Here is a 23,021-nt window from a genome sequence, read left to right on the forward strand (position 1 = left end):
ACGTTAGCAAGCTCATCTAGTCCAGACAATAGCCGTAAATCAGCACCGGAGCGGCCTTGACGGGTTAATAACTGCTGGGGAATAGTGTTCTTCAATATGCAGAACACCACTTCTTGTCCGGACAATTAGGTCGCCATGGATGAGCTCCTGAGCTTGGCCGGCCGCACCGTGGTGGTCTCGGGCGCCGGCGGAGGCGGCATCGGCACCACGGTCACCCGTATGGCCGCCGAAGCCGGCGCGACCGTCGTCGCCGTGAGTCGCTCGCAGGACAATCTCGACACCCACATCGGCCCGCTCGTGGACAAGGGGTTGGCGATCATTCCGGTGGCCGCCGACGCCGCCACCGATGCCGGTATCTCCACAGTGCTGGACGCGGCACGCGGCGCGGAGACAACGCTGTACGGACTGGTGAACGTCGCGGGCGGCGCCGCACCGTCGACCTGGATGCCCGCCACCAGGGTGTCCCGCCAGGACTGGCGCGACCTGTTCACCGCGAATCTCGAAACCATGTTCTTCATGAGCCAGGCCGTCGCCGGCGAGATCCGGGCAAGCGGCGAACCCGGCTCCATCGTGTCGGTGTCCTCGATCAGCGGGATGAACACCGCGCCCTACCACGTCGCGTACGGCACCGCGAAGGCCGCGATCGTGGCGGCGACGCGGACCATGGCCGTCGAACTCGCCTGCGACGGCATCCGGGTCAATGCGGTGGCTCCCGGGGTGACGGAGACGGCCGCCTCGGCCACCTATGTCGACGCCGATCCGGACCGCGACCGGCAGGCGATCGCCATGGGCCGCCGCGGCACCCCCGACGAGCAGGCCGGGGCCATCCTGTTCCTGCTGTCAGACCTGTCGGGCTACATCACCGGTCAGACCCTGCTGGTCGACGGCGGCCTGAACCTGCGGTGGACCCATCTGGGTGCCGACAACACCTCCCTGTTCCTCAAGGACGACGACTTCCGCGCGGCCATCAGGAGGCATGAGTGACCGAAGAACTATCCACTCCCATGACCATCGGGGTGGACGCCTACATCTCTCCGGATTACGCGCGTGCCGAACGGGATCGCTTGTGGCGCAGGGTCTGGCAGCAGGTCGGCCGGGTCGAGGACATCCCGGAGGTCGGCGGTTACCTGACCTACGACATCCTCGACGACTCGGTCATCGTTGTCCGAACGGGCGTGGACACCTTTGCCGCGCATCACAACGTGTGCATGCATCGCGGCCGCCGGATCATCGATACGCCCGACGGCGCCAAGAACGCCTGTGCCCGCACCCGTAAGTCGTTCGTCTGCGGCTTTCACGGCTGGACGTATGACCTGGACGGCGCGTGCACGCACATCCGTGAGCAGGACGACTGGCAGGGCGTGCTGACGCCGGAGAACACGCATCTGCCCAAGGTCACGGTCGACACCTGGGGCGGTTGGCTTTTCATCAACATGGACACCGACCCTGAGCCGCTGGCCGACTTTCTGTTTCCCGCCGCCAAGATCCTCGATCCGTTCGGCCTGGAGAACATGCGGTACAAGTGGCGCAAATGGCTGTATTTCGACTGCAACTGGAAAGTTGCGATGGAGGCCTTCAACGAGACCTACCACGTGTTCACCACGCATCCGGAGTTCAACAAGTTCGGCGAATTCAAGGGGTGGGCGAAAGCGCAGGGCAGGCACAGCAATATCGGTTATGACGCGCCGAAGGACATGGAGGAGACCAAGTCCAAGATCCGGCTGGGTACCGGAGACCCGCGGGTCTCGACGGCCGAGATGCAGGTCTACACCATGGAAGAGACCAACGCGACGACGACGCAGACATTGGTGAACGCCGCCAAGCGCCTGGTCGACGAACTACCCGAGGGCACCCCGGCAGACAAGGTGCTCGAGCATTGGCTGACCTCGGCCCGTCGTGACGACGAAGCCCGCGGGGTCCTCTGGCCGACGATCCCGCCCGACATTCTCGGGCAGAGCGGCACCGCCTGGCAGATCTTCCCGAACTTCCAGATCGGCCAGGGCCTGACCAGCGCGTTGTGCTACAGCGCCCGGCCCGACCCCAGCTATGACCCGGACAAGTGCATCTTCGAGGTGTCGGTGTTCGAGCTGTACCCCAAAGGCGAAGAGCCGCAGACTGAATGGGAGTACACGCCGGCCGACAGCCCCAACTGGCGTTCGGTGCTGCCGCAGGACTTCTCGAATATGGCCGCGGTGCAGCAAGGCATGAAATCGGCCGGTTTCCCCGGTACCAAACCGAACCCGTACCGGGAACGCAGCACGGTCAACCTGCACTACCAACTGTCGAAGTACATGGGCGTCGGAGAGCCCACCGAGATCCAGTGATTTGTGGAGTCTCAACCGTGTCGAGTACGGCTGAGACTCCACAAATCGCCCCAATAAGGAGCGAACATGAAGGTGAACTTGGGCACCGGTGCTCAGAACTCGCGTGACTGGGAACGCGTGATGGCAGGCGATTTCAGCACCCCGCCCGCCACACCGGACTACGAGTGCGTGCAGGCTGCGCTGGCACTCGGCGACCTCGCCGAGCCGCTGGGCTTTGACGGCATCTGGTTCCCCGAGCACCACGGCACCCCCTACGGCATGACGCCCAACCCGATTCAGGCACTGACCTATTTCGCGGGCCGGACCGAGCGGGTCAGCCTCGGCACCTTCGTCGCGGTCGTGCCCTGGTGGAACCCGGTGCGGCTGGCCACTCAGATCGCCTACCTGGACATTGTTTCCAATGGTCGCTACACCACGATCGGCCTGGGGCGCGGGGTTTCCAAGGGTGAGTTCGCCGCGGTGGGGGTGCCCCGCGAAGAGAGCAGACAACGGTTCAACGAGACCCTCGACATCCTGAAGCTGGCGTTCTCCGGCGAGCGGTTCTCCTACGACGGGGCGATCTTCTCGTTCCCGGAGATGTCGCTGCGTCCGGAGCCGATCAGCACCGATCTGTTCGACCGGATCTACAGCTCGTCCTCGACAGCCGAGTCGCTGGAGATCCTGTCCCGGCGGGGCATGGTGCCGCTGTTCGTCGGCAACAAGCCGATCACCGATGCCGGCGAAGAGGTGCGCAAGGTCAACACCTTCCGGGCTGAGGAAGGTCTGCCACCGTGCCAGCCCAAGAACGTGATGTTCATGTACTGCGTGCCAACGGAAGCTCAGGCCGAAGAGACAGCCGAATGGATCTGGACCGCTAACCGGGATGTCAACGTGCACTACGGTTTTGCCGACGCGTCCAACTTCCAGGGTGTCAAGGGATATGAGGCCTATGCCGCCCGCGAGGCCTCCGCGACAGCGGTGCTGGCGTCGGAGGTGGGCAATCAGAAGAAGGGTGGCCCGCCCGGATACCACGCCTCCAACCTCTTGATCGGCACGCCTGAGGTGGTGTACGAGAAGCTGAAGGCCGCGCAGGAGGCATGCTCGTTCTCCGAGGTCACCATCGTGCCGCAGTTCGGCACCATGCCGTACGAAAAGGCGATGGAATCCACCAGGCTGTTCGCCGCCGAGGTGCTGCCCGCGGTCCACGAGATGGCCGCCCCGCTACATGCCCCGGCACTTCCGGAGGACGTCACGGTATGACCGCACCGGAAAACACCTGCGGGCCCACCGAAACCCCGAGCGACATCGACATCCGGGCGCTGCGCGAGCGTTACCGCGTGGAGCGTGAGAAGCGTTTGCGCAAAGAGGGTTCCAAGCAGTATGTGCAGACGGGCGAACGGTTCGCGGAGTTCGGTGAGGTGGACCCGCACACGCCGTACGTGGAGCGCGACTCGATCGACACCGATATCGACGTGGCCGTGCTGGGCGGCGGTTTCGCCGGCCTGCTGGTGGGCGCCTCGCTGAAGAAGGCCGGCGTCGAGGATGTGCACATCATCGAGATGGGCGGCGACTTCGGTGGTGTCTGGTACTGGAACCGGTATCCGGGAATCCAGTGCGACAACGAATCCTATTGCTACATCCCGCTGCTCGAAGAGCTCGACTTCATGCCCAGCAAGAAGTTCGCCGACGGCGCCGAGATCTTCCAGCACTGCCGCAATATCGGCAAGCATTACGGCCTGTATGACGGTGCGATCTTCTCCACCCAGGTGAAAGACCTGACCTGGGAAGACGACATCGATCGCTGGCGGATCAGCACCAACCGCGGTGACGACATCCGGGCCCGGTTCGTGGTGATGGGCTCAGGCTCGTTCAACCGGCCCAAGCTGCCCGGGATCCCGGGTATCAAGGACTTCGCCGGGCACATCTTCCATTCGTCGCGCTGGGACTACGAGTACACCGGCGGCGATTCCAGCGGTGGTCTGCACAAGCTGGCCGACAAGAAGGTCGCGCTCATCGGCACCGGGGCCACCGGTGTGCAGCTGGTGCCGTACCTGGGCGCCGATGCCCAGCATCTCTACGTGTTCCAGCGCACCCCGTCGACCGTCGACGAGCGCGGCAACACTCCCACGGATCCGCAATGGGTGAAATCGCTGCAGCCCGGCTGGCAGAAGGAGCGTCAACGCAACTTCCACGCCTGGACGTTCGAGGGGATGGCGCTCGGCCAACCGGACCTGGTGTGTGACTTCTGGACCGAACTCGGCCGTAACACCGCGGCCAGGGTGCTGGCGATGCCCGATCCCGCGGCGATGACCCCCGAGCAGTTCATGACGCTGCGCGAGGAAGAGGACTACAAGGTCATGGAACGGCTGCGCCGCCGGGTCGAAGGCCTGGTGGACGACCCAGGCACGGCCGAGGCGCTCAAGCCGTACTACCGGTTCCTGTGCAAGCGGCCATGTTCCAACGACGACTATCTGCCGACATTCAACCGGCCCAACGTGACGCTGGTCGATGTGTCGGAGTCCAAGGGCGTCGAGAAGATCACCGAGAAGGGCATTGTCGCCGGCGGGCGGGAGTACGAGGTCGACTGCATCATCTTCGCCAGCGGCTTCGAGATCACCACCGAGATCAGCCGGCGTTATTCGATCGACGCGATCAAGGGCCGGGGTGGGCTGTCGCTGTACGACTACTGGTCCGACGGCTACAAGACGCTGCACGGGATGACCAGCCGCGGGTTCCCCAACCAGTTCTTCACCGGGTTCACCCAGGTCGGGATCTCGGCCAACATCTCGGCGAATTACGAACTGCAGGGCGAGCACATCGCCTACGTCATCGCCCAGGCGCTCGACCGGGGCATCACCACCGTCGAGCCCAGTCAGGCCGCGCAGGACCAGTGGTGCCAGACGATCAAGGACAACCTCGTCGACACCTCGGCCTTTGACGCCGAATGCACGCCGGGCTACTACAACAACGAAGGCGGCGGAGGCGGAGAAGGCATCCGGAGCCACCTCGGCGAACCGTACGGACCGGGGTTCTACGCGTTCGGCGACCTGCTGCAGGACTGGCGCGCCAAGGGTGATCTCGACGGGTTGGAGACCAGGTGACCACCACCGAGGAGCCGTTCGCTTGAGTACCCTGCGTTTCGACGACAGAGTCGCCGTGATCACCGGTGCGGGCCGGGGGTTGGGCCGTGAATACGCGCTCCTACTGGCCGCACGGGGTGCCAGGGTCGTTGTCAATGATTCGGGAGGCAGCCTCACGGGCGACGGCACCGACGCGGCTCCGGCACATGAGGTAGTCCGCGAGATCTGCGCTGCGGGAGGACAGGCCGTCGCATCCACGGATTCCGTGGCGACCGCCGCGGGCGGCCGCGCCATCATCGACACCGCGGTGGATAACTTCGGCCGTATCGACATCCTCATCCACAACGCAGGCACGGTTCGCCGCGGATCGCTCAAGGAACTCAGTTATGAGGACTTCGAAGCGGTGCTCGACGTGCATCTGCGCGGTGCTTTTCACGTTGTGCGGCCGGCATTTCCGCTGATGTGTGCGGCGGGTTACGGACGTATCGTGCTGACCTCGTCGATCGGCGGTCTCTACGGAAACCATGAGGTGGCGAATTACGGTGTCGCCAAGGCCGGACTGATCGGGCTGTCCAACGTCGCTGCGCTCGAAGGTGCCGCCGACGGAGTGCGGTGCAATGTGATCGTGCCCAGTGCGGTCACCAGGATGGCCGAAGGCATCGACACCTCGGCGTATCCACCGATGGGCCCCGAACTGGTGGCCCCGACCGTGGGCTGGCTGACGCATGAGACCTGTTCGGTGACCGGGGAGATCTTCGTGGCGATCGGTGGGCGGGTGGCCAAGGCTGTCATCGCGGAAACGCCTGGCGTGTACCGGCCCTCGTGGACCATCGAGGATGTCGCCGAGAACGTCGACGGCATCCGCGACCTCGCGGATGCGGTGATCTTCCCGGTGGTGCCGGATGGGCATCGGGATCATATTCTCTACAGCTTTGGGATGGCGGACGCGAGGAGCAATCGGGCAGGGGCACAGCATGGTTGACGGTCCTCTGCACGGCGTGCGTGTCGTCGACCTCACTGCGATGGTGATGGGTCCGTACTGCACGCAGATCATGGCGGATATGGGCGCTGACGTCATCAAGGTCGAACCGCCGGCCGGCGACAACACCCGGTACATCTCGGTGGGCCCGGCGCCGGGGATGAGCGGCGTGTTCATGAACGTCAACCGTGGCAAACGCAGTGTCGTGCTGGACCTGCAGACCGAGGCGGGAACGTCGGATCTGCGTGAGTTGATCGCTGGTGCGGACGTGTTCATCCACTCGATGCGGTCAAAGGCGGTGAGCAAGCTCGGGTTCTCCTATGACGACGTCGCCGCGCTCAACCCGCAGATCGTCTACACGAATTGCTACGGATACGGCAGGCGGGGACCCGACGCCGACCGTCCGGCCTACGACGACACCATCCAGGCCGAATGCGGATTACCCGCCGTACAAGAACAATTGACCGGGGAAGCCACTTATGTCGGCACGATCATGGCCGACAAGGTGGCCGGGCTGACCGCGTTGTACGCGACGATGATGGCGCTGTTTCACCGGGAGCGCACGGGCGAGGGTCAGGAGGTCGAGGTCAGCATGTTCGAGACGATGGCCTCCTTCATGCTGGTCGAGCATGCCAACGGCGCCATGTTCGACCCACCGTTGGGCCCGGCGGTCTACCCCCGCACGGTGGCCCCCAACCGCAGGCCGTACGAGACCAAAGACGGTCACATCGCGGCGCTTATCTACAACGACAAGCATTGGAAGGGCTTCATCGATGCGGTGCAGCCGGCGTGGAACGACTCCGCCTACGACACCCTCGAACAGCGGGCACACCAGATCGACACCGTGTATGGCCTGGTGGCGCAGACCTTGAAGGAACGCACCACCGCGGAATGGCTGGAGTTGTTCCGCGACCTGCAGATCCCGGCGGCGGCGATGAACACCCCGGACGCACTGTTCGACAATGCGCATCTCAACGCGGTCGGGCTCTTCGAGACCGTCGACACCCCCTACGGGCCGGTGAGGTTTCCCGGTGTGCCGACGTGGTTTTCGCGGACACCGGGCCGTGTCGGAGGTGGTGCGCCGGAGTTGGGCGCCGACACAGAAGAAGTGCTCGCCGAGATCAGTACCCGGAACAAGACGGCGTAGAAGGGCAATAGTGGATTTCGACCTGGGTCCGGCAGCCACCAAGCTGCGCAGTGAGCTGCGGGGGCTGATCGCCGAGCAGATGCCTGCCGACTTCCTCGGCGCGTTCACTGATGACCCCGCTGATCTTGCTGCGGCCCAGCAGTTCTGCCGCACCATGGCGCAACGTCAGCTGCTGTGCATGACGTGGCCCAAGGAGTTCGGCGGCGGTGACGCCTCGGTGTGGGAACAGACCGTGGTGCGTGAGGAGATGTGGGCGCATCACGAACCGCGGGGCGCCCAGTACATGGGGGTCAACTGGGTCGGCCCGATCATCATGCGGCACGGCACACCTGAGCAGCAGCGCACGCACCTGCCACCGATCGCGAACGGCGAGGTGATCTGGTGTCAGGGTTTCTCCGAGCCGGAGGCTGGTTCGGACCTGGCGTCGCTGCGCACCTCCGCGCGCCCTGAGGACGATGGTTGGCGGATCAACGGACAGAAGATCTGGACGTCGTACGCCACCATGGCCCAGTGGTGTTTTCTGTTGGCGCGCACCTCCAAGGGCGAGAAGAAGCAGCAGGGCCTGACGATTTTCCTGGTGCCGATGTCGGATCCGGCGATCACAGTCCGGCCCATCCGCACCATGATGGGACCGCACCATCTCAATGAGGTGTTCTTCGACGAACTGAAGGTCACCGAGCGGGACGTGCTGGGCACGGTGGACCAGGGGTGGTCGATCGTGCAGGACGTGATGTCGTTCGAGCGGGTCGGCATTGCCCGCTACGCCCGGTGTGAACGGCTGCTGCAGGCGGCGCCTGCTGTGTTGGGCGACACCTGGGAGGAGTTGCCTGTCGAACTGCGTGGCCGCTGGGCCCGCATGCTGACGCACTGCCGTCGGGCCCGGCTGATGGCCTACCGGGTGGTCTCGCTGCAGAACACCGGACGGGTGAAACCCGGTGATGCTGCGGCATATCGGATTGCGGTGACCCGGCTGGACCAGGAGAGCGCGGAGGTGCTGATGGAGATTGCCGCGGCCGTGCCCGCGGGTGGCGCCGAGGAGACCGAGTTCTTCCGTGCTGAGGTACACGACCACTGGCGGTACTCGCAGGCCTCCACGGTGTCCTCGGGCAGCATCGAGATGCAACGGATCCTGCTGTCTCGCACGATGCTGGCGGACCGCGCATGATTCTCGATCTCACCGACGACGCGAAAGAATACGGCCACCAGGCGCTTCGCGCGTTCGAGGCGGCAGGTGGTGATCAGCTGCTGCAGCAGGCCCAAGCCAAACCCGATACCCGTGAGAGTCTTGTCGGACCGGTGCTCGACAAGCTCGGCGCCTGGGAACTCGATCTCCGCACCGATTCAGACGCTTTGGAAGCCGGTGCCGCCCTGTGTCGCAGCGCCGGGTACTGGGGGCTGCCGTATCCGGTGGCCGACCGGCTCGCCAAACCGACCGACCTCGATGTCGACGGATTGAGCGTGATCGCCGAGAACGTCCCGCAGGGGTCACTTGCGGGCCTCAGAAGTCGATGGGCCACAGTGACATTGGCCGGGAGGCGGAGCATCGTCACCGGCCGCGGGGCCGGCGGTCCTGCCTTCACCACCGCGCTGGAGCTGTCCGCCGTCGACGACAACGGCGCCGCCGATGTGGCGCTCGGCCTGGTCCTGCCGTGTTGGACGCTGCTGGGCATGCTCGACCGCGCCATCGACCTGACCACCGCACATGTCAGCCTGCGCAAGCAGTTCGGGCAGCCGCTGTCCTCGTTCCAGGGGGTGCAGTTCCAGCTGACCGACGCCGAGGTGGAGCGCAGTGGCGTCGATATCCTGGCCAAGTACGCGCTCTGGAGCCTGGGCAGCCCGGACGCGGTCAACGATGCCCTGTCGCTGCGGATGGCCGCGATCGAGGCCGCCGAAGTGGTGTTCCGGGTATGCCATCAGCTGCACGGCGCTGTCGGGTTCTGCGACGAGACCACACTGTCCTGGCTGTCGCGCTACAGCCAGCCGTTGCGCCGGTCGCCGTTCGGGCTGTCGGCGACCCGCGACATCCTGACCGCTCGTCTCGGCAGGCGTGGGCTGACCGGGCTGTTCTCGTCATGACCGAGCTCGACGACTTTCGGGCCACCGTGCGGGACTGGTGCGAAGCGCACGTCCCGAAAGACTGGCGCGCCAACCAGACCGGGGTCGGCGATGAAGAGTTCGTGGCATTCCAGAAGTCCTGGTTCGCCGAACTACACAGCGCCGGTTTCGCCGTGCCGCACTGGCCTGCCGAATGGGGCGGAGGGCTGCGCACGCGAGGAGCCGATCGGCAGATGTCAGTTTCCGAGCAGATCGTGCTCTATCAGGAGCTCGCTGCGCACGACGCACCCCGGCTGGTGCTGGCGTTCGTCGGAATCCACCACGCGGCGTCGACACTGCTGGCGGCGGGTACCGGGGAACAGTGCAGGCGCCACCTGCCTGCCATCCTCGACGGTGAGATCTGGGTGCAGGGCTTCTCCGAGCCGGAAGCGGGATCCGACCTGGCAGCGCTGCGCACCACCGCGCGTGCGGACGGTGACATTTATGTGGTCAACGGCCAGAAGTTGTGGGCCAGCGGGGCCATGCACGCCGACTGGTGCCTGCTACTGGCCCGCACGGACCCCGATGCGCCGAAGCGCCATGGCATCTCGTACTTCCTGGTGGACATGACCACGCCGGGCGTCGATGTGCGGCCCATCCGCAATGCCGTGGGCGACTCCCACTTCTGCGAGATCTTCCTCAACGACGTCATCGTCCCGGCCGCCAACCTCATCGGCCCGGTGAACGAGGGCTGGCAGGTCGCCCAGGCCACCCTCGGCGCCGAACGCGGGTTGACCATGCTCGAGTTGGCCGAGCGTCTCGGCAACGCCGGGTTCGGCTGGCTCGTGCAGGCCTGCGCGCCGGTGGAGGATCCCGTCGTCGCGGATCGACTGGCGCAGTTCGAGATCGAGCTCACCGGACTGCGCGGGTTGTGCCGGGACCTGGTCGAGCGCAGTGAGGCCGGCGTCGCGGGTCCGGCCGATGCCTCGATCGTCAAGCTCTACTACAGCGAGCTGCTGCAGCGGATGACCGGATTCGGCGCGGAAATCGGTGGCCTGGCCGCCCATACCGTGTTGACGAAACCGGCATCGAGCGGTTGGGAATCTGGTGCGTGGATGCTGGATTTCATCGGCTCGTGGGAATGGACCATCCCGGGCGGCGCCAGTGAGATCCAACGCACGATCATCGGTGAGCGGGGATTGGGACTACCTCGATGAACTTCACCGAGCTACATGACGAACTGCGGGCAGTGGCAACCGATCTGCTCTCCAAGGACTGCGTCGACTGGCCGCTGCTCATCCAGGCGGGCTGGGTCGGCCTGGACGCTCCGGAGGACCTGGGCGGCGCGGGGGCCACCTTCGCGGAGACGGCTGTGATCTGTGAGGAGATCGGCCGGGCCGCGGCGTCCACCGGATATCTCGGGGGTGCGGTGCTGGGCGTCGGGGCACTGCTTGCCGTGGCGCCCAACGACGTTCGGGACAGTCTGCTGGAGAACGTGTTGGCGGGCCAGACCCGCGTCGCGCTCGCGCTGTCCGCAGAGTCTGCCGATGCCCCGTTCGCCTTGACAGCGGACGGGCACCTCGACGGGTGTGCGACGTTCGTTCCCGATGCCGAGGCGGCACAGCAGCTGTTGCTGCCGGCAACCGGCCCTGACGGCGCACCGGTGATCGTCACCGTCCGATCGGCGGATCTGATCGTCGAACCCCAACCGGTCCTCGACGAAACCCGCAGGCTGGCAACGGTGAGCGCCGACCAGGTCGAGATGGCCAACGGCGCGCAGTGGCATTTCGACGGCGACCCGCACGCCGGACTGCGCCGGTTGAACGACCGCGCCGCCCTCGCGGTGGCGTGCGACAGCCTCGGTGTCGCACAGGCCATGCTCGACGCCACGGTGTCCTACGTCGGGGTGCGGCGGCAGTTCGGCCATCCGATCGGGTCATTCCAGGCCGTCAAACATGCCTGTGCGGACATGCTGGTGTCGATCTCGGTGGCCCGCCGGCTGGTGAAAGCCGCTGTCGATGACCCCGGGCCCACAACGGTCGCCATGGCCAAGTCTTACGCCACAGAGACGGCCGTCGAGGTCGCAGGCAAGGCCATGCAGTTGCACGGCGGCATCGGCTACACCTGGGAGAGTGGGGTGCACGTCTACCTCAAACGGGCTGCGCTCAACCGCTCGCTGTACGGCTCGCCCGCGGCACTTCGGGCCCGCCTCGCGGAGCGCTACCAGTAGGGTGCCGTTGTGCAACGGCGACACTCCGGATTCGCGACCAGGATCACCCGCGAGCTGGCCGAAGCCACGTTGTCCGACGTCGACACGCTCATCGACCGGTTGCTGGCGGCGATCTTCACCGACAACCCCGACTGGACCGATTACGGCAGCGTGCCGCGCGATGACCTGCGTGAGGGCTGCCACGACTATCTGACCCGCGTACTGGAGCTGCTCAGTGGCCGGGTCGACGGGCCCGATCCGGCCGATGAGGTGGCTGCGGCGATCGCCCGGCACCGCGCGGCGCAAGGGGTGCCGCTGGAGGTCATGCTGCGGACCTTCCGGCTGGGCGGTCGGATCGTCTGGGAGGCGCTGCTGGAGCGGGCCGGGGACAACGGCGTGGCACCTGGTGACGTGCTCGACGCAGGCACCGCCACCTGGACGGTGATCGACGAGTTGTCCTCGGCGCTGTCGACGTCCTACCGGGACAGCGAGCAGGAGCGGGTGCGCCACGACGAACAGCGCCGCAACGCTCTGCTGGAGGATCTGCTCGGCAGACGCGCCGGTGACGCGGGCTTCGCCGCACGCGTCGCGCGGGAACTGGAACTGCCCGCGAACGGCGGCTACCTGGTGATAGTGACCGACGTCCGGCCGGACGGAAGCCCGACGTTGGTCAGTCCACGCACGTCGCTCGACGCGCTCGGCTTCCGATCGGTCTGGCAGACGAAGGTGGACACCCGCATCGGGGTGGTGGCGCTGGAACAGCGCGACGCCGAGGAGGTCATCGCCCGCCTGCGACCGCTGGCCAGGGGACGGTCCGCGGCATCGCCCGCGGTGTCAGGGCTCGACGAGGCCGGCGCGGCCTACACCCTTGCCCTGATCGCGTTGAGCATGGTGTCGTCGACCGCGACGGAGTTGGTGTCGCTCGGCGACCACTATCCCGAGGCGCTGCTCGTGCGGTCCCCTGATCTCGCCCACCGGCTCGTCGCCCGCAATCTCGGTGCCGTGCTGGAACGGCCGGCCCGGGAACGCGAGGTACTGCTCGAGACGCTCGTCGTGTGGCTGGAGGAGGACCGCTCGACCGCCAACGCGGCGGCCCGACTGCATTGCCACCGAAACACCGTGCTCAACCGGTTGCAGCGGATCACCGCGCTGGTCGGCAGACCGCTGCACAGCAGAGCGGCCTACGTCGAACTCTCGCTCGCCCTGTCCGCGCTTGATCTGGCGGCGATTGGGCAGTCTGCCCAATCTGGGTGACGTAACGCTGTGCCGACGCGCATGGTGGCGGCACTCACACCGCAGCAGACTCAACTGCGTGCGTGAGTTTGATGTTCTGGTGATCGGCGGCGGCCCCGGTGGCTACGTCGCGGCAATCCGGGCGGCCCAGCACGGGCTGGCGGTGGGCCTGGTGGAAAAGGAGCGCCCGGGCGGCGTGTGCCTCAACTGGGGCTGTATCCCCACCAAGGCGATGCTGCGTTCGGCCGAGGTGCTGCAGACGGTGCGCGACGCCGCTGAGTACGGAATACGGGCCGACAACGTCGGATTCGACTACCCGGCGGTGCGACAGCGCATGTCCGAGGTCGTCACCGGGCTGACGGACGGCGTCGCCGGACTGCTGAAAGCCAACGGCGTCACCGTGATTGAGGGCCACGCCCGGTTCACCGGACCCACCACCGTGGACATCTGCGACGTCGCCGCCGGCGAAGGCCCGCGTTACGCCGCGACACCCGGGGACGTTGTCGACGGCGCGACCGCGCGCGACGTCATCGTCGCGACCGGATCGACTCCCATCCCGCTGCCCATCCCCGGCGCGGATCTGCCCGGCGTGATCACCTCTGACGGCGCGTTCGGACTGACCAGTGTGCCGGAGCGGATCGCTATTGTCGGCGGCAGCGCCGTCGGCGCCGAATGGGCCAGCCTGTTCGCCGCATTCGGCAGCACGGTGACCGTCGTCGAGATGCAGGACCGGCTGGTGCCTGCCGAGGACGCCGATATCGGCACGGCTCTCGGCCGCTCATTCCGTCAACGCGGCATCACCGTGCTCACCGGTTCCACGGTCACCTCGATCGCTCAGACAGATGCACTGCGCGTGACGGTCGACGGCCCGAAGGCGGGCGATATCGACGCCGATGTCGTGCTTTTCGGCGTGGGCCGCAAACCCAACACCGCCGGGCTCGCGCTCGATGTTGCGGGGGTCGCCGTCGACACGCGCGGCTTCATCGGGGTCGACGACCGGCTCCGCACCAACGTCGAGCACGTGTACGCGATCGGCGACGTCACGGGTAAGGCGCTGCTCGCCCACGTCGCTTCCCACCAGGGCCTGACCGCGGCGGATGTACTTGCCGGACACGACAAGAGCATCGACTACAACGTGGTGCCCGCGGCCACCTTCACCCACCCCGAGATCGCAGGCGTCGGCCTCACCGAGGAGGCCGCCAAAGCCTCCGGACACGATCCGGTCACTGCGAAGTTCCCGTTCGCAGCGCTCGGGCGGGCCCGAACCTTCGGTGACACCGAAGGTTTCGTGAAGATCGTGGCCGGCCGACAGCACGGCGAAGTCCTCGGTATGCACATCATTGGCCCGTCGGCCAGCGATCTGATCACCGAGGGTGCACTGGCGATCACGCTGGAGGCCACGCTCGACGAACTCGCCGACACCATTCACGCGCACCCCACGCTCGGCGAGATCGGCATGGAAGCCGCGCTTGCCGCCCTGGGCCTGCCCGTACACATCACGCCGCCGAAGCGCTGAGGAGTTCCCGATGACCGACACGATCGACCGGACCAGCCTCGCCGGCGAGGATCTCAACACGCTCTGCGGCTACTACCGCCAGATGGTGTTGATCCGCCGGTTCGAGGAGCGCGCCGCCCAGGGCTATACCCAGGCGAAGGTGGGTGGCTACTGCCACCTCAACCTCGGTGAGGAAGCCACGGTGGTCGGCCTGATGGCTGCGCTGCGTCCCACCGACTACCTGTTCACCAACTACCGCGAACACGGATACGCGATCGCGAAGGGTATCGACCCGAAACGGGTGATGGCCGAACTGTACGGCCGCACCACCGGCACCTCCAAGGGCTGGGGTGGTTCGATGCACATGTACGACACCGCCGCCCGGTTGCTCGGCGGCTATGGCATTATCGGAGGCCAGCTTCCGTTGGCGGTCGGCGCCGCACTGGCGATCGACTACCGCGGCGGCGACGAAGTGGTGATGTGCCAGATGGGTGACGGCACCACCAACATCGGCGCGTTCCACGAATCGCTCAACATCGCCGCGCTGTGGCGGTTGCCCGTGGTGTTCGTGGTGATCAACAACAACCTCGGCATGGGCACCACCGTCGAGAGATCGTCGGCCGAACCTGAGTTGTACAAGCGCGCCGCCGCGTACCGGATGACCGGGGAACGCGTTGACGGCACCGATGTGCTCGCGGTGCGCGATACCGCGCGCCGGCTGGTCGAGGCGGCGCGCACGGAAGGCAAACCCGCACTGCTGGAAGCGGTCAGCCATCGCCTGCGCGGCCACTCGGTCGTCGACCCCGCGAAGTACCGCACCGAAAGCGACGTGGCCGCAGCACACGAGGCAGACCCGCTGGTGCTCTTCAAGGAAACCTTGCTGCGTGCGGGTGCCCTGGATGACGACGGCGCAGTGGCGCTGGAGAAATCCGCGCAAGACGAGGCCGACGCCGCCGTGGCGTTCGCCGATGCGAGTCCGCATCCCGAGGTGTCCACGCTCTTCGACTACACCTATGCCACCCCGGTACCGGGCGAGTCCCGCCGGCTCCCTGCTGACCCGCTGTTCTGAGTGTGAAGGAAATCCGTTGGCTGTCATCAGTTATCGTGAAGCGCTGCGCGAAACCCTGCGTGAGGAGATGCATCGCGACGATTCGGTCTTCCTGATCGGCGAGGAGATCGGGGTATTCGAGGGCTCCTACAAGATCACCGCGGGGCTGCTCGCCGAGTTCGGTGAGAAGCGGGTACGCGACACCCCCATCGCCGAAGAGGGTTTCGTCGGTGCCGCGGTGGGCGCGGCCATGCTCGGGTTGCGGCCGGTCGTGGAGATCATGACGATCAACTTCTCGCTGCTGGCGCTGGACCAGATCGTCAACCACGCGGCCAAGATCTACGGCATGTTCGGCGGCCAGACCAGCGTGCCCATGGTGATCCGGATGCCGGGCGGCGGCGGGCAGCAGCTCGGCGCCACACACTCGCAGAACATCGAGCTGTACTACGCCTTCGTACCCGGGCTCAAGGTCGTCGCACCGAGTACCCCGGCTGACGCTCGCGCGCTGATGCGCGCCGCGATCCGCGATGACGATCCCGTGCTGTTCCTGGAGAACCTCGCGCTCTACAACAGCAAGGGTGAGGTCCCGGCCGAGTTGCCGCCCGCCGAGATCGGTAAGGCCGCGGTGCGTCGCGACGGCACCGACATCACCCTCATCGGCTACTCCCGGATGGCAAGCGTGGCAACCCAGGTCGCCGAACGCCTGCACGTCTCCGACGGAATCTCGGCCGAGGTGATCGACCTCCGCAGCCTGCGGCCCCTCGATCGCGACACGCTGATCGCCTCGGTGCGCAAGACCGGATGCGCTGTGGTGGCCGAAGACGACTGGCTCACCTACGGCATCGGCGCCGAGGTTGCCGCGTCCATCTCCGATGGCGCGTTCGACTACCTCGACGCGCCGGTACGGCGGGTCGCCGCTGCCGAGATTCCGCTGCCCTATGCGAAGCCGCTCGAGCAGGCCGCCCTGCCCTCGGCCGAATCGCTGTATGTCGCGGCCCGCGAAACGCTGGCCGCGGTCGGCCGGCTCTGACGACGAACCCAAAGGACCACACGTGCCTGAAATCACCATGCCCCGGCTGTCCGACACGATGGAGGACGGCGTAATCATCGCCTGGCACAAGAACGTCGGCGATCGCGTGGAACGCGGGGAGGTTCTCGCCGAGATCGAAACCGACAAGGCGATCATGGAGCTCGAAGCCTACGACGACGGCATCCTCGAGCGCATGCTCGCCGGTGAAGGGGAGCGCGTACCGATCGGAATCCCGATCGCGGTCATCGGCGACGGCAGCGGCACATCGTCTGCACCGCCGGTTCCTTCCGCACCTCCGGCCGCTCCCGCCGCCCCTTCGGAGCACCGCCCCAAGTCCTCACCGCTGGCGCGCAAGATCGCCGATGAACGCGGTGTCGACCTGGCCTCGGTGACCGGAAGCGGCCCGGGCGGCCGGATCGTCCGCAAGGATGTCGAGGCTGCCCGCGGCGTCGAATCCCCGCCGCCCACCGTCGAAACCAAGGTGGACGTCTCCGCAGAGGCCGACGAAGTGCCGCTGACCACCCTGCAACGGGTCGCGGCCAAGCGCCTGACAGAGAGCAAGCAGAACGCTCCGCACTTCTATCTCACCGCCGCTGTCGACGCCACCGCGTTGCTGGCCTTCCGCGAGACCGTCAACGACAGTCTGCAGGCGGCCGACGGGCACGTCGAAGGGCACGTCGAAAAGCAAAAGGTCAGCGTCAACGACTTCCTCGTCCGGGCCGCGGCGTCCGCCCTGCGAGCAAACCCCGGGGTCAACGTCTCCTTCGGCGGCGACACGCTGTTGCGCCATCACGGCGTGCACATCGGTGTCGCGGTTGCGGTCGGGGGCGGTCTGGTGGTGCCCGTGGTGCGCGACGCCGACCGCAAGAGTGTGTCGCAGATCGCCGCCGAGACCAAGGAGAAGGCGCAGCGTGCCCGCGCAGGCAAGCTGCGCGCCGACGAGATGACCGGCGGCACCTTCACGATCTCGAATCTCGGTATGTACGGCATCGAGCAGTTCGCCGCGGTGATCAACCCGCCGGAGGCCGCGATCCTCGCGGTCGGCGCGGCCACCGATGAACTGCGACTGATCGACGGCGAGGTCACGGTGCGAAAGATCCTGCGGCTGACGCTGTCCGCGGACCATCGGGCGATAGACGGCGCGACCGGTGCCATCTTCCTGCGGGATCTGACGGCGCTTCTGCAGAATCCGCTGCGTATCGTCGCCTGATCGGAGCCGCGATGAGTTTTCCGCGCGGTGGCGGTCGATACCCATGACCGCCCACCACCGAGAAGGAGAACCATCGTGGTTACCCGTCAGAGCGCCCCGCTGGGCGCCCCCATCTGGATCGACCTGACCACATCCGACGTCGACCGCGCCAAGGAGTTCTACAGTTCGGTGTTCGGCTGGACCTATGAAACCGGCGGGGAAGAGTACGGCGGTTACGTCAGCGCCTTCCTGGACGGTCGGATCGTGGCCGGCCTCATGCGCAATGATCCGCAGTGGAACTCGCCGGACTTCTGGACCACCTACCTGCACACCGCCGACGCCGATGCCGCCGTGGCCGCGGCCGACGCCGCCGGTGGCAGCAACTGCGGCGGGGTGATGGACATCCCGGAGAAGGGCCGGATGGCGATGATCACCGACCCCACGGGCGGGTTCTTCGGACTGTGGCAACCCACCGGCCACCACGGGTATGAGGCGTTCAACGAAACCGGCGCACCGCTGTATTTCCAGCTGACCACCACTGACTACGCCGGTGCCCTGGACTTCTACCGCGCCGCGTTCGGGTGGACCACCCAGACGGTGGCCGACAGTGACGAGTTCCGCTACAGCACAGCGGTCTTCGACGGTGAGGAACTGCTCGGGGTGATGGATGGCAGCGTCATCCCGGGAGGTGTCGCCTCGACCTGGACCTGTTTCTTCGGTGCCGAAGACGTCGACAAGACCGTCGAGTTGGTCGTCGAGCACGGGGGTTCGGTGGTGCGGGCGGCTGAGGACACCCCCTACGGCCGGCTCGCCTCGGTCACCGACCCGACCGGGGCCGGATTCAATCTGTCGTCCCTGCAGGGCTGAGCGCGAAGTCGGCGAAGTCGAAGCCCGGCACCACGACGCAGCTCACGAGCGTGGGTTCGTCGTCGCGGGGCCGGGCCCGCTGCCAGTGACCCGGCGGCACCAGCAGTTGCGGCTGCTGGCGGGCCGCGACATCCGGGCCGAGCACATGCGTTGTGGCACTGTCCTGTTCTGGCCCACTCTCCAGGAGCAGCGGGCTGCCGCGGTGATGGAACCACAGTTCGGCACTGCGCACGGTGTGCCAGGCCGACTGTTGGCCCGGCATCAGCAGGAACAGAATCGCCGTGCCCGCATTACGGGGCCCGGTATACCCCGCGGGTAATGCGGTCTGGCTCACCGTCAGTTCGCTCCGCCAGGTTTCCCGGTACCAGCCGCCTTCGGGATGCGGGGACAGGTCGAGCGCTCTGGCCCAGTCAGGTAGTTCGGTCACACCCGATAGTCTCGTCGTTATGGCTCGTCTGCGTCCAGGTTGGCTGGTGGCACTGTGTGCCGCCGGCCTGGTGGTGGCCGCCTGGCTGCCGTGGCTGACCACCAGTGCCGCCGGCGGAGGCCGGGCCAACGCGATCGGTGGGGCTGTCGGCAACATCGTTCTGCCGCCCGGTTTCGGTGCGGGTCAGTTGATCGTGCTGCTGGGGTCCATGTTGATCGTGGCAGGCGCGATGGCCGGTCGAGGTTTGTCGGAACGGCTGGCTTCGGCTGCGGGGCTGTTGATTTCGCTGGTGATCGCGGTGTTGACGGTGTGGTACTACTCGGTCAACGTCCGACCACCGGTGGCCGCGGGTTACGGCTTGTACGCCGGTGGCGCCCTGGCGGTGGTGGCTGCGGTGTGCTCGGTGTGGGCGTTGCTGACTACGCTGGGGAGACGATGAGCCGTTTCGTGGAGCCGGTGAGGTTGACCGGGCAGCAGTGGGTGACGCTGGAACCGCTGGGCCGCGAGCATATCCCGGAGATCGATGCGGTCGCCGCGGACGGCGAGCTCGGCACCTTGTGGTACACCATGACGCCGGCACCCGGTGGCGCCGCCGCATGGGTCGAGCGGATGCTTGAGTTGCGGGCCGCCGACGGCGGTGTCAGCTTTGTGGTGCGCACCTTGGACGGCAAGCTGGCGGGGTCGTCGAGTTACCTGCACGTCGACGGTGCCAACCGTCGCCTGGAGATCGGCCACACCTGGTACAGCGCCGCCGCGCGTGGCACGGGTGTGAACGCTGAAACCAAACTGCTGATGCTGGGGCACGCCTTCGATCAGTTGGATTGCGTGGCAGTGGAATTCCGCACACACTTCTTCAACTTTGCCAGCCGGGCGGCGATCGAAAGGCTGGGTGCGAAACTCGACGGGGTTCTGCGCAGCCATCAACTCTCGGCCGACGGCACGCGTCGCGACACCGTCGTCTACTCGATACTCGACATCGAGTGGCCGGCGGCGCGGTCCAACCTGAGATTCAGGTTGGACCGCCGTAACCGGGCTTCCTAGCCGGAATCGACCGTGGTCGGTTCGATGGTTTTCTGACCGCCGCCGCGAGCCACTTCGATCTTGCGTGGCCGCGCGCGTTCGGCCACCGGAATGGTCACGGTCAGCACACCGTTCTCGTACGTCGCCGAAATTCCGGTCGTGTCGATACCGTCGCCGAGCGTGATCTGCCGCCGGTAGCTGCCGAAGAAGCGCTCATTGGCCAGCCATTGGACCGATTCCTCCGTGCGGGCGGTTCGTTGTGCCGAAATGGTCAGCGTGCCGTTGTCGACGCTGACATCGACAGTTCCTGGATCGATACCCGGAAGATCTGCTGTCAGCACGTAATGGTCTTCGATCTTGCACAGGTCCATCGGCATGAACCGTGGTGTTCGGGTTGACCCGGTGTCACTCGACAGCAAACTCCTGGTCAACGCATCAAGGTCACTGAACGGATCAAAACGCAGCACAGCAATTCACCTCCTGTATCACCTCTGGGCCCGCCACCCTGGCGGGCAGCCAATCACTGTGCATCGCCGATATTAGCACTCTCACCATGAGAGTGCCAGACTATTTCGACCGATGTTCCTGACAGCTTCCCGCCGCATCGGTCGCAGTGGAAAACCAGAGTAAAGTGCTGGTCACACGCCTTATGGTGGAGGATGACGGCCGGGCCCTCCGGTGCCAGAAACCATCGCTGGCCCCATTGCAGCGCCGTCACGAGCACCGGGAAGAAGGCCTCACCTTTGGGCGTCAGCCGGTAGTCGGACGCGGCGCCGGAGGTCGCCAGTATCCCGTTGTCCCGGAATGTCTGCAGCCGGTCGGCGATCGATCCGGGCGGGGCAGCCAGCAACTTCTGAAAATCGGAAAACCGGGTGGTTCCGACGATTGCGGCCGTCAAGATCGCGGCGGCCCACCGGTTGCCCAGCACGCTCATCGTCTGCGGGAACAGTCCGGCGGGGGAGTCTCGCAGGCCTGCGCCGGATCGGCGGCGCGTCACGCCGGCGGGGACTGACCGCGTCCAGCCGCCGCTCGGTCCCCATCGGGCCGAGACCTCGCGCGTATGTACCGGCCGACCGCACGCGCCGCAGCTGAGCAGCGGGGTGAAATCGGCGCCGCACTGCCGATGGCGCATCGCGGGCAGGGTCTGCCTGTGCTCGGCCACCCAGTGCCGTTCCCACTCCCAGATCGACAGGAAGACCGGCCACAGTGCCCGGCCGCGCGTGGTGACCAGGTATTCGTCGCGTGCAGGCCTGTCCTGGTAGCGATGGCGGGCCAGCAGTCCCTCCTCGGTCAGCGTGCCCAGCCGGCGGGTCAGCACCGAGTTCGAGATCGGCAGCCGTGCCATGAACTGCCCGTACCGGGTGGCGCCGAGCAGCGCCTGCTGGATCACCAGCAGCGCCCACTCATCACCGAGCACACTCAGCATTTGTCCCACGGCGTTGGTGGCGCCCGCGGTGAGTTCGGTCGGGCGCGTCTCCGGCTGGCCCACCTAGAGGCCGATCGCCGCGGCGGGACGGTCCTCGAGGCGCCAGCGCCGCAGTTCGTCGCCGGCCACCCAGGTGCAGTGGGTGCCACTGGAGATTCGTTCCGGCAGTTGGAGTTTGCACACCGGACCGTCCTGGAGCCGGGCCGCGTCGAACACCAGGCAGTAGGACGCGTCGGCGGCCATGTCGGTGGTCAGCGTGATGAGGTAACCGTCGTCCTCGTGGCTACTGCCGGCGCGGGGCGCCATCGCGCTCTCACTGCCGTACACCCCGTCGTCGAATGCGAAGTGCTCTTCGGCGCCGGTACGCAGATCGTGTTTGGTCAGCCCGTCGAACAGGAACCACCCGGGTTTACCGGTGGCGGCGTATGCGTAGCGGTAGTCCCCGCCGGCGTAACTGCTGTTGATCATCCCGAATTCGGTGATGCTGTCGGACAATTGCTCTTCACGGGTGGCGCCGGTGGTGAGATTGAATCGCCACCGGTGCAGCCGAGTCTGCATCTGGTCCAGCGCGAGCGCCGGTACCGGGTTGCCCTGGAAGAAACCGTCGAGCACGATCTCGTCGCCGTCCTCGTAGGCGTTGGTGAAATGCAGCACGAACGTGGGTTCGGCTTCGAACCAGCGCACCCGGTCACCACGGCGATCGACCACGGCGAACCGGGACGGTAGATCCCGGTGGAATCGAGTGATATGTGCATTGCGCTGCAACAGGTCCGGATCCCAGAACAGCGGAAAGTCATTGAGGATCACATAGTTCTCGGTGAACGCCATGTCATGCGGCAACCGCGGCCCCGGCAATTCGACGTCGGTGTAGCGCACCAGGTGGTTCTCGGCATCGACCACCCCGAAATGCAGGTACGGCGCCTGCTTGCCGTAATTGAAGAACAACAGCTCGCCGGTGCGCGCGTCGACCTTGGGATGTGCCGAGACGCCCCAGTCGAACGGAAACGCGCCGCCCCAGTCCTGTTTACCCAGCGTCGCACCGGAATACGGATCGATCCGGTACAGGTCCCCGCATTGGTAGAAGCTGCTGAGCGCCATCCCTCGGTGGACCGTGACATCGGTGCTCGACGCGTCCTTCATCAAACCCCGTGCACCCCAGCCATGGTCACGTTGGGCCAGCTCGACCGGCTCGGCGATGCCCGGCCACAACGGGCCGCCTGCCCCGTCCTCGGCGAGAAACCCGTCGGTGCGGATGAACCTGTTGCGGTAGAAGGCCTTTCCGTCGCGGAATCCGACGATGTGCAGCATGCCGTCGCCGTCGAACGGGTGATAGGTCTTCAGGGCCGGATGCCGCGGATTCTCGGTGTTGCGCAGGTACACGCCGTCCAGGTCGGCGGGAAGTTCACCGTCGACGACGAGGAGATCGTCGGCATCCCATTCGGTGCTCTGCGGACGCCAGGGCCCGGTGCGGTAGGGATGGTCGTCATCGTCGGGCAGGGTGGACAGGAACGTGCCGACCGCGTGGACGTCCATG

At 66.3% G+C, this 23,021-nt stretch carries 22 protein-coding genes; 18 read left to right on the plus strand and 4 right to left on the minus strand.

Translation table 11 applies throughout. The features are described from left to right. Positions 1–135: 135 nt before the first annotated feature. The 16 genes from M1247_RS33525 (at position 136) to M1247_RS33600 (ending at position 18,614) form a co-directional block, all read left to right on the plus strand. Positions 136–984: an SDR family NAD(P)-dependent oxidoreductase gene (locus tag M1247_RS33525; protein WP_317160759.1), complete on the plus strand. Its 849-nt coding sequence runs from the start codon at positions 136–138 to the stop codon at positions 982–984. Between the two features lie 20 nt (positions 985–1,004). Then, positions 1,005–2,324: an aromatic ring-hydroxylating oxygenase subunit alpha gene (locus M1247_RS33530; protein ID WP_317160808.1), complete on the plus strand. Its 1,320-nt coding sequence runs from the start codon at positions 1,005–1,007 to the stop codon at positions 2,322–2,324. A 66-nt stretch (positions 2,325–2,390) separates the two neighbouring features. Beyond that, entirely contained in the window at positions 2,391–3,563 is a 1,173-nt protein-coding gene (locus M1247_RS33535) for an LLM class flavin-dependent oxidoreductase (RefSeq protein ID WP_317160760.1), read from the plus strand. After that, on the plus strand, positions 3,560–5,404 hold the full coding sequence (locus M1247_RS33540) for a flavin-containing monooxygenase (protein WP_317160761.1): 1,845 nt from the start codon (positions 3,560–3,562) through the stop codon (positions 5,402–5,404). The genes M1247_RS33535 and M1247_RS33540 overlap by 4 nt, the downstream gene beginning before the upstream one ends. 22 nt (positions 5,405–5,426) lie before the next feature. Continuing rightward, positions 5,427–6,365 (plus strand): SDR family NAD(P)-dependent oxidoreductase, encoded by a 939-nt coding sequence (locus M1247_RS33545; protein WP_317160762.1) that lies wholly within the window; start codon positions 5,427–5,429, stop codon positions 6,363–6,365. After that, positions 6,358–7,509: a CaiB/BaiF CoA transferase family protein gene (locus M1247_RS33550; protein ID WP_317160763.1), complete on the plus strand. Its 1,152-nt coding sequence runs from the start codon at positions 6,358–6,360 to the stop codon at positions 7,507–7,509. The genes M1247_RS33545 and M1247_RS33550 overlap by 8 nt, the downstream gene beginning before the upstream one ends. A gap of 10 nt (positions 7,510–7,519) precedes the next feature. Next, positions 7,520–8,674 (plus strand): acyl-CoA dehydrogenase family protein, encoded by a 1,155-nt coding sequence (locus M1247_RS33555; RefSeq protein WP_317160764.1) that lies wholly within the window; start codon positions 7,520–7,522, stop codon positions 8,672–8,674. Beyond that, entirely contained in the window at positions 8,671–9,585 is a 915-nt protein-coding gene (locus M1247_RS33560) for an acyl-CoA dehydrogenase family protein (protein WP_317160765.1), read from the plus strand. The genes M1247_RS33555 and M1247_RS33560 overlap by 4 nt, the downstream gene beginning before the upstream one ends. After that, positions 9,582–10,760, plus strand: coding sequence for an acyl-CoA dehydrogenase family protein (locus M1247_RS33565; protein WP_317160766.1), 1,179 nt, complete (start codon positions 9,582–9,584; stop codon positions 10,758–10,760). The genes M1247_RS33560 and M1247_RS33565 overlap by 4 nt, the downstream gene beginning before the upstream one ends. Next, positions 10,757–11,773: an acyl-CoA dehydrogenase family protein gene (locus tag M1247_RS33570; RefSeq protein ID WP_317160767.1), complete on the plus strand. Its 1,017-nt coding sequence runs from the start codon at positions 10,757–10,759 to the stop codon at positions 11,771–11,773. The genes M1247_RS33565 and M1247_RS33570 overlap by 4 nt, the downstream gene beginning before the upstream one ends. A 9-nt stretch (positions 11,774–11,782) precedes the next feature. Then, entirely contained in the window at positions 11,783–13,006 is a 1,224-nt protein-coding gene (locus tag M1247_RS33575; protein ID WP_317160768.1) for a PucR family transcriptional regulator, read from the plus strand. Between the two features lie 58 nt (positions 13,007–13,064). Further along, complete coding sequence (gene lpdA / locus M1247_RS33580; protein WP_317160769.1) at positions 13,065–14,501, plus strand: dihydrolipoyl dehydrogenase; 1,437 nt, start codon at positions 13,065–13,067, stop codon at positions 14,499–14,501. A gap of 10 nt (positions 14,502–14,511) precedes the next feature. After that, positions 14,512–15,549 carry a pyruvate dehydrogenase (acetyl-transferring) E1 component subunit alpha gene (pdhA, locus tag M1247_RS33585; RefSeq protein WP_317160770.1) on the plus strand — a complete coding sequence of 346 codons (1,038 nt, stop codon included), beginning with the start codon at positions 14,512–14,514 and terminating at the stop codon, positions 15,547–15,549. 25 nt (positions 15,550–15,574) lie between these two features. Next, positions 15,575–16,558 carry an alpha-ketoacid dehydrogenase subunit beta gene (locus tag M1247_RS33590; RefSeq protein WP_317160809.1) on the plus strand — a complete coding sequence of 328 codons (984 nt, stop codon included), beginning with the start codon at positions 15,575–15,577 and terminating at the stop codon, positions 16,556–16,558. Positions 16,559–16,580: 22 nt separating this feature from the next. Next, positions 16,581–17,768, plus strand: coding sequence for a dihydrolipoamide acetyltransferase family protein (locus M1247_RS33595; RefSeq protein WP_317160771.1), 1,188 nt, complete (start codon positions 16,581–16,583; stop codon positions 17,766–17,768). Positions 17,769–17,843: 75 nt separating this feature from the next. Further along, on the plus strand, positions 17,844–18,614 hold the full coding sequence (locus M1247_RS33600; protein WP_317160772.1) for a VOC family protein: 771 nt from the start codon (positions 17,844–17,846) through the stop codon (positions 18,612–18,614). On the opposite strand, the gene M1247_RS33605 is transcribed toward M1247_RS33600, so the two are convergent. Next, positions 18,589–19,041: a cupin domain-containing protein gene (locus tag M1247_RS33605; RefSeq protein WP_317160773.1), complete on the minus strand. Its 453-nt coding sequence runs from the start codon at positions 19,039–19,041 to the stop codon at positions 18,589–18,591. The two genes, M1247_RS33600 and M1247_RS33605, sit on opposite strands and share 26 nt — an antisense overlap. A 19-nt stretch (positions 19,042–19,060) precedes the next feature. On the opposite strand from M1247_RS33605, the gene M1247_RS33610 reads away from it, so the two are divergent. Continuing rightward, positions 19,061–19,480 carry a hypothetical protein gene (locus M1247_RS33610; protein ID WP_317160774.1) on the plus strand — a complete coding sequence of 140 codons (420 nt, stop codon included), beginning with the start codon at positions 19,061–19,063 and terminating at the stop codon, positions 19,478–19,480. Further along, positions 19,477–20,082 (plus strand): GNAT family N-acetyltransferase, encoded by a 606-nt coding sequence (locus M1247_RS33615; RefSeq protein WP_317160775.1) that lies wholly within the window; start codon positions 19,477–19,479, stop codon positions 20,080–20,082. Before M1247_RS33610 ends, M1247_RS33615 begins: the two co-directional genes overlap by 4 nt. Here M1247_RS33615 and M1247_RS33620 read toward each other — a convergent pair. The 3 genes from M1247_RS33620 to M1247_RS33630 all read right to left on the minus strand — a co-directional run bounded on the left by M1247_RS33620 (position 20,079) and on the right by M1247_RS33630 (position 23,020). After that, the gene (locus M1247_RS33620; RefSeq protein ID WP_317160776.1) at positions 20,079–20,528 is read right to left on the minus strand and encodes an Hsp20/alpha crystallin family protein; all 450 of its coding nucleotides are present in this window, start codon (positions 20,526–20,528) and stop codon (positions 20,079–20,081) included. The two genes, M1247_RS33615 and M1247_RS33620, sit on opposite strands and share 4 nt — an antisense overlap. A gap of 53 nt (positions 20,529–20,581) precedes the next feature. Further along, a complete protein-coding gene (locus M1247_RS33625) occupies positions 20,582–21,487 on the minus strand; it encodes a winged helix-turn-helix transcriptional regulator (protein WP_317160810.1) in 906 nt (301 codons plus the stop codon). A 63-nt stretch (positions 21,488–21,550) separates the two neighbouring features. Then, on the minus strand, positions 21,551–23,020 hold the full coding sequence (locus M1247_RS33630; protein ID WP_317160777.1) for a carotenoid oxygenase family protein: 1,470 nt from the start codon (positions 23,018–23,020) through the stop codon (positions 21,551–21,553). Position 23,021: the final 1 nt, after the last annotated feature.

The sequence above is a fragment of the Mycobacterium appelbergii genome (assembly GCF_032883035.1).
Classification (GTDB): Bacteria; Actinomycetota; Actinomycetes; order Mycobacteriales; family Mycobacteriaceae; genus Mycobacterium; species Mycobacterium appelbergii.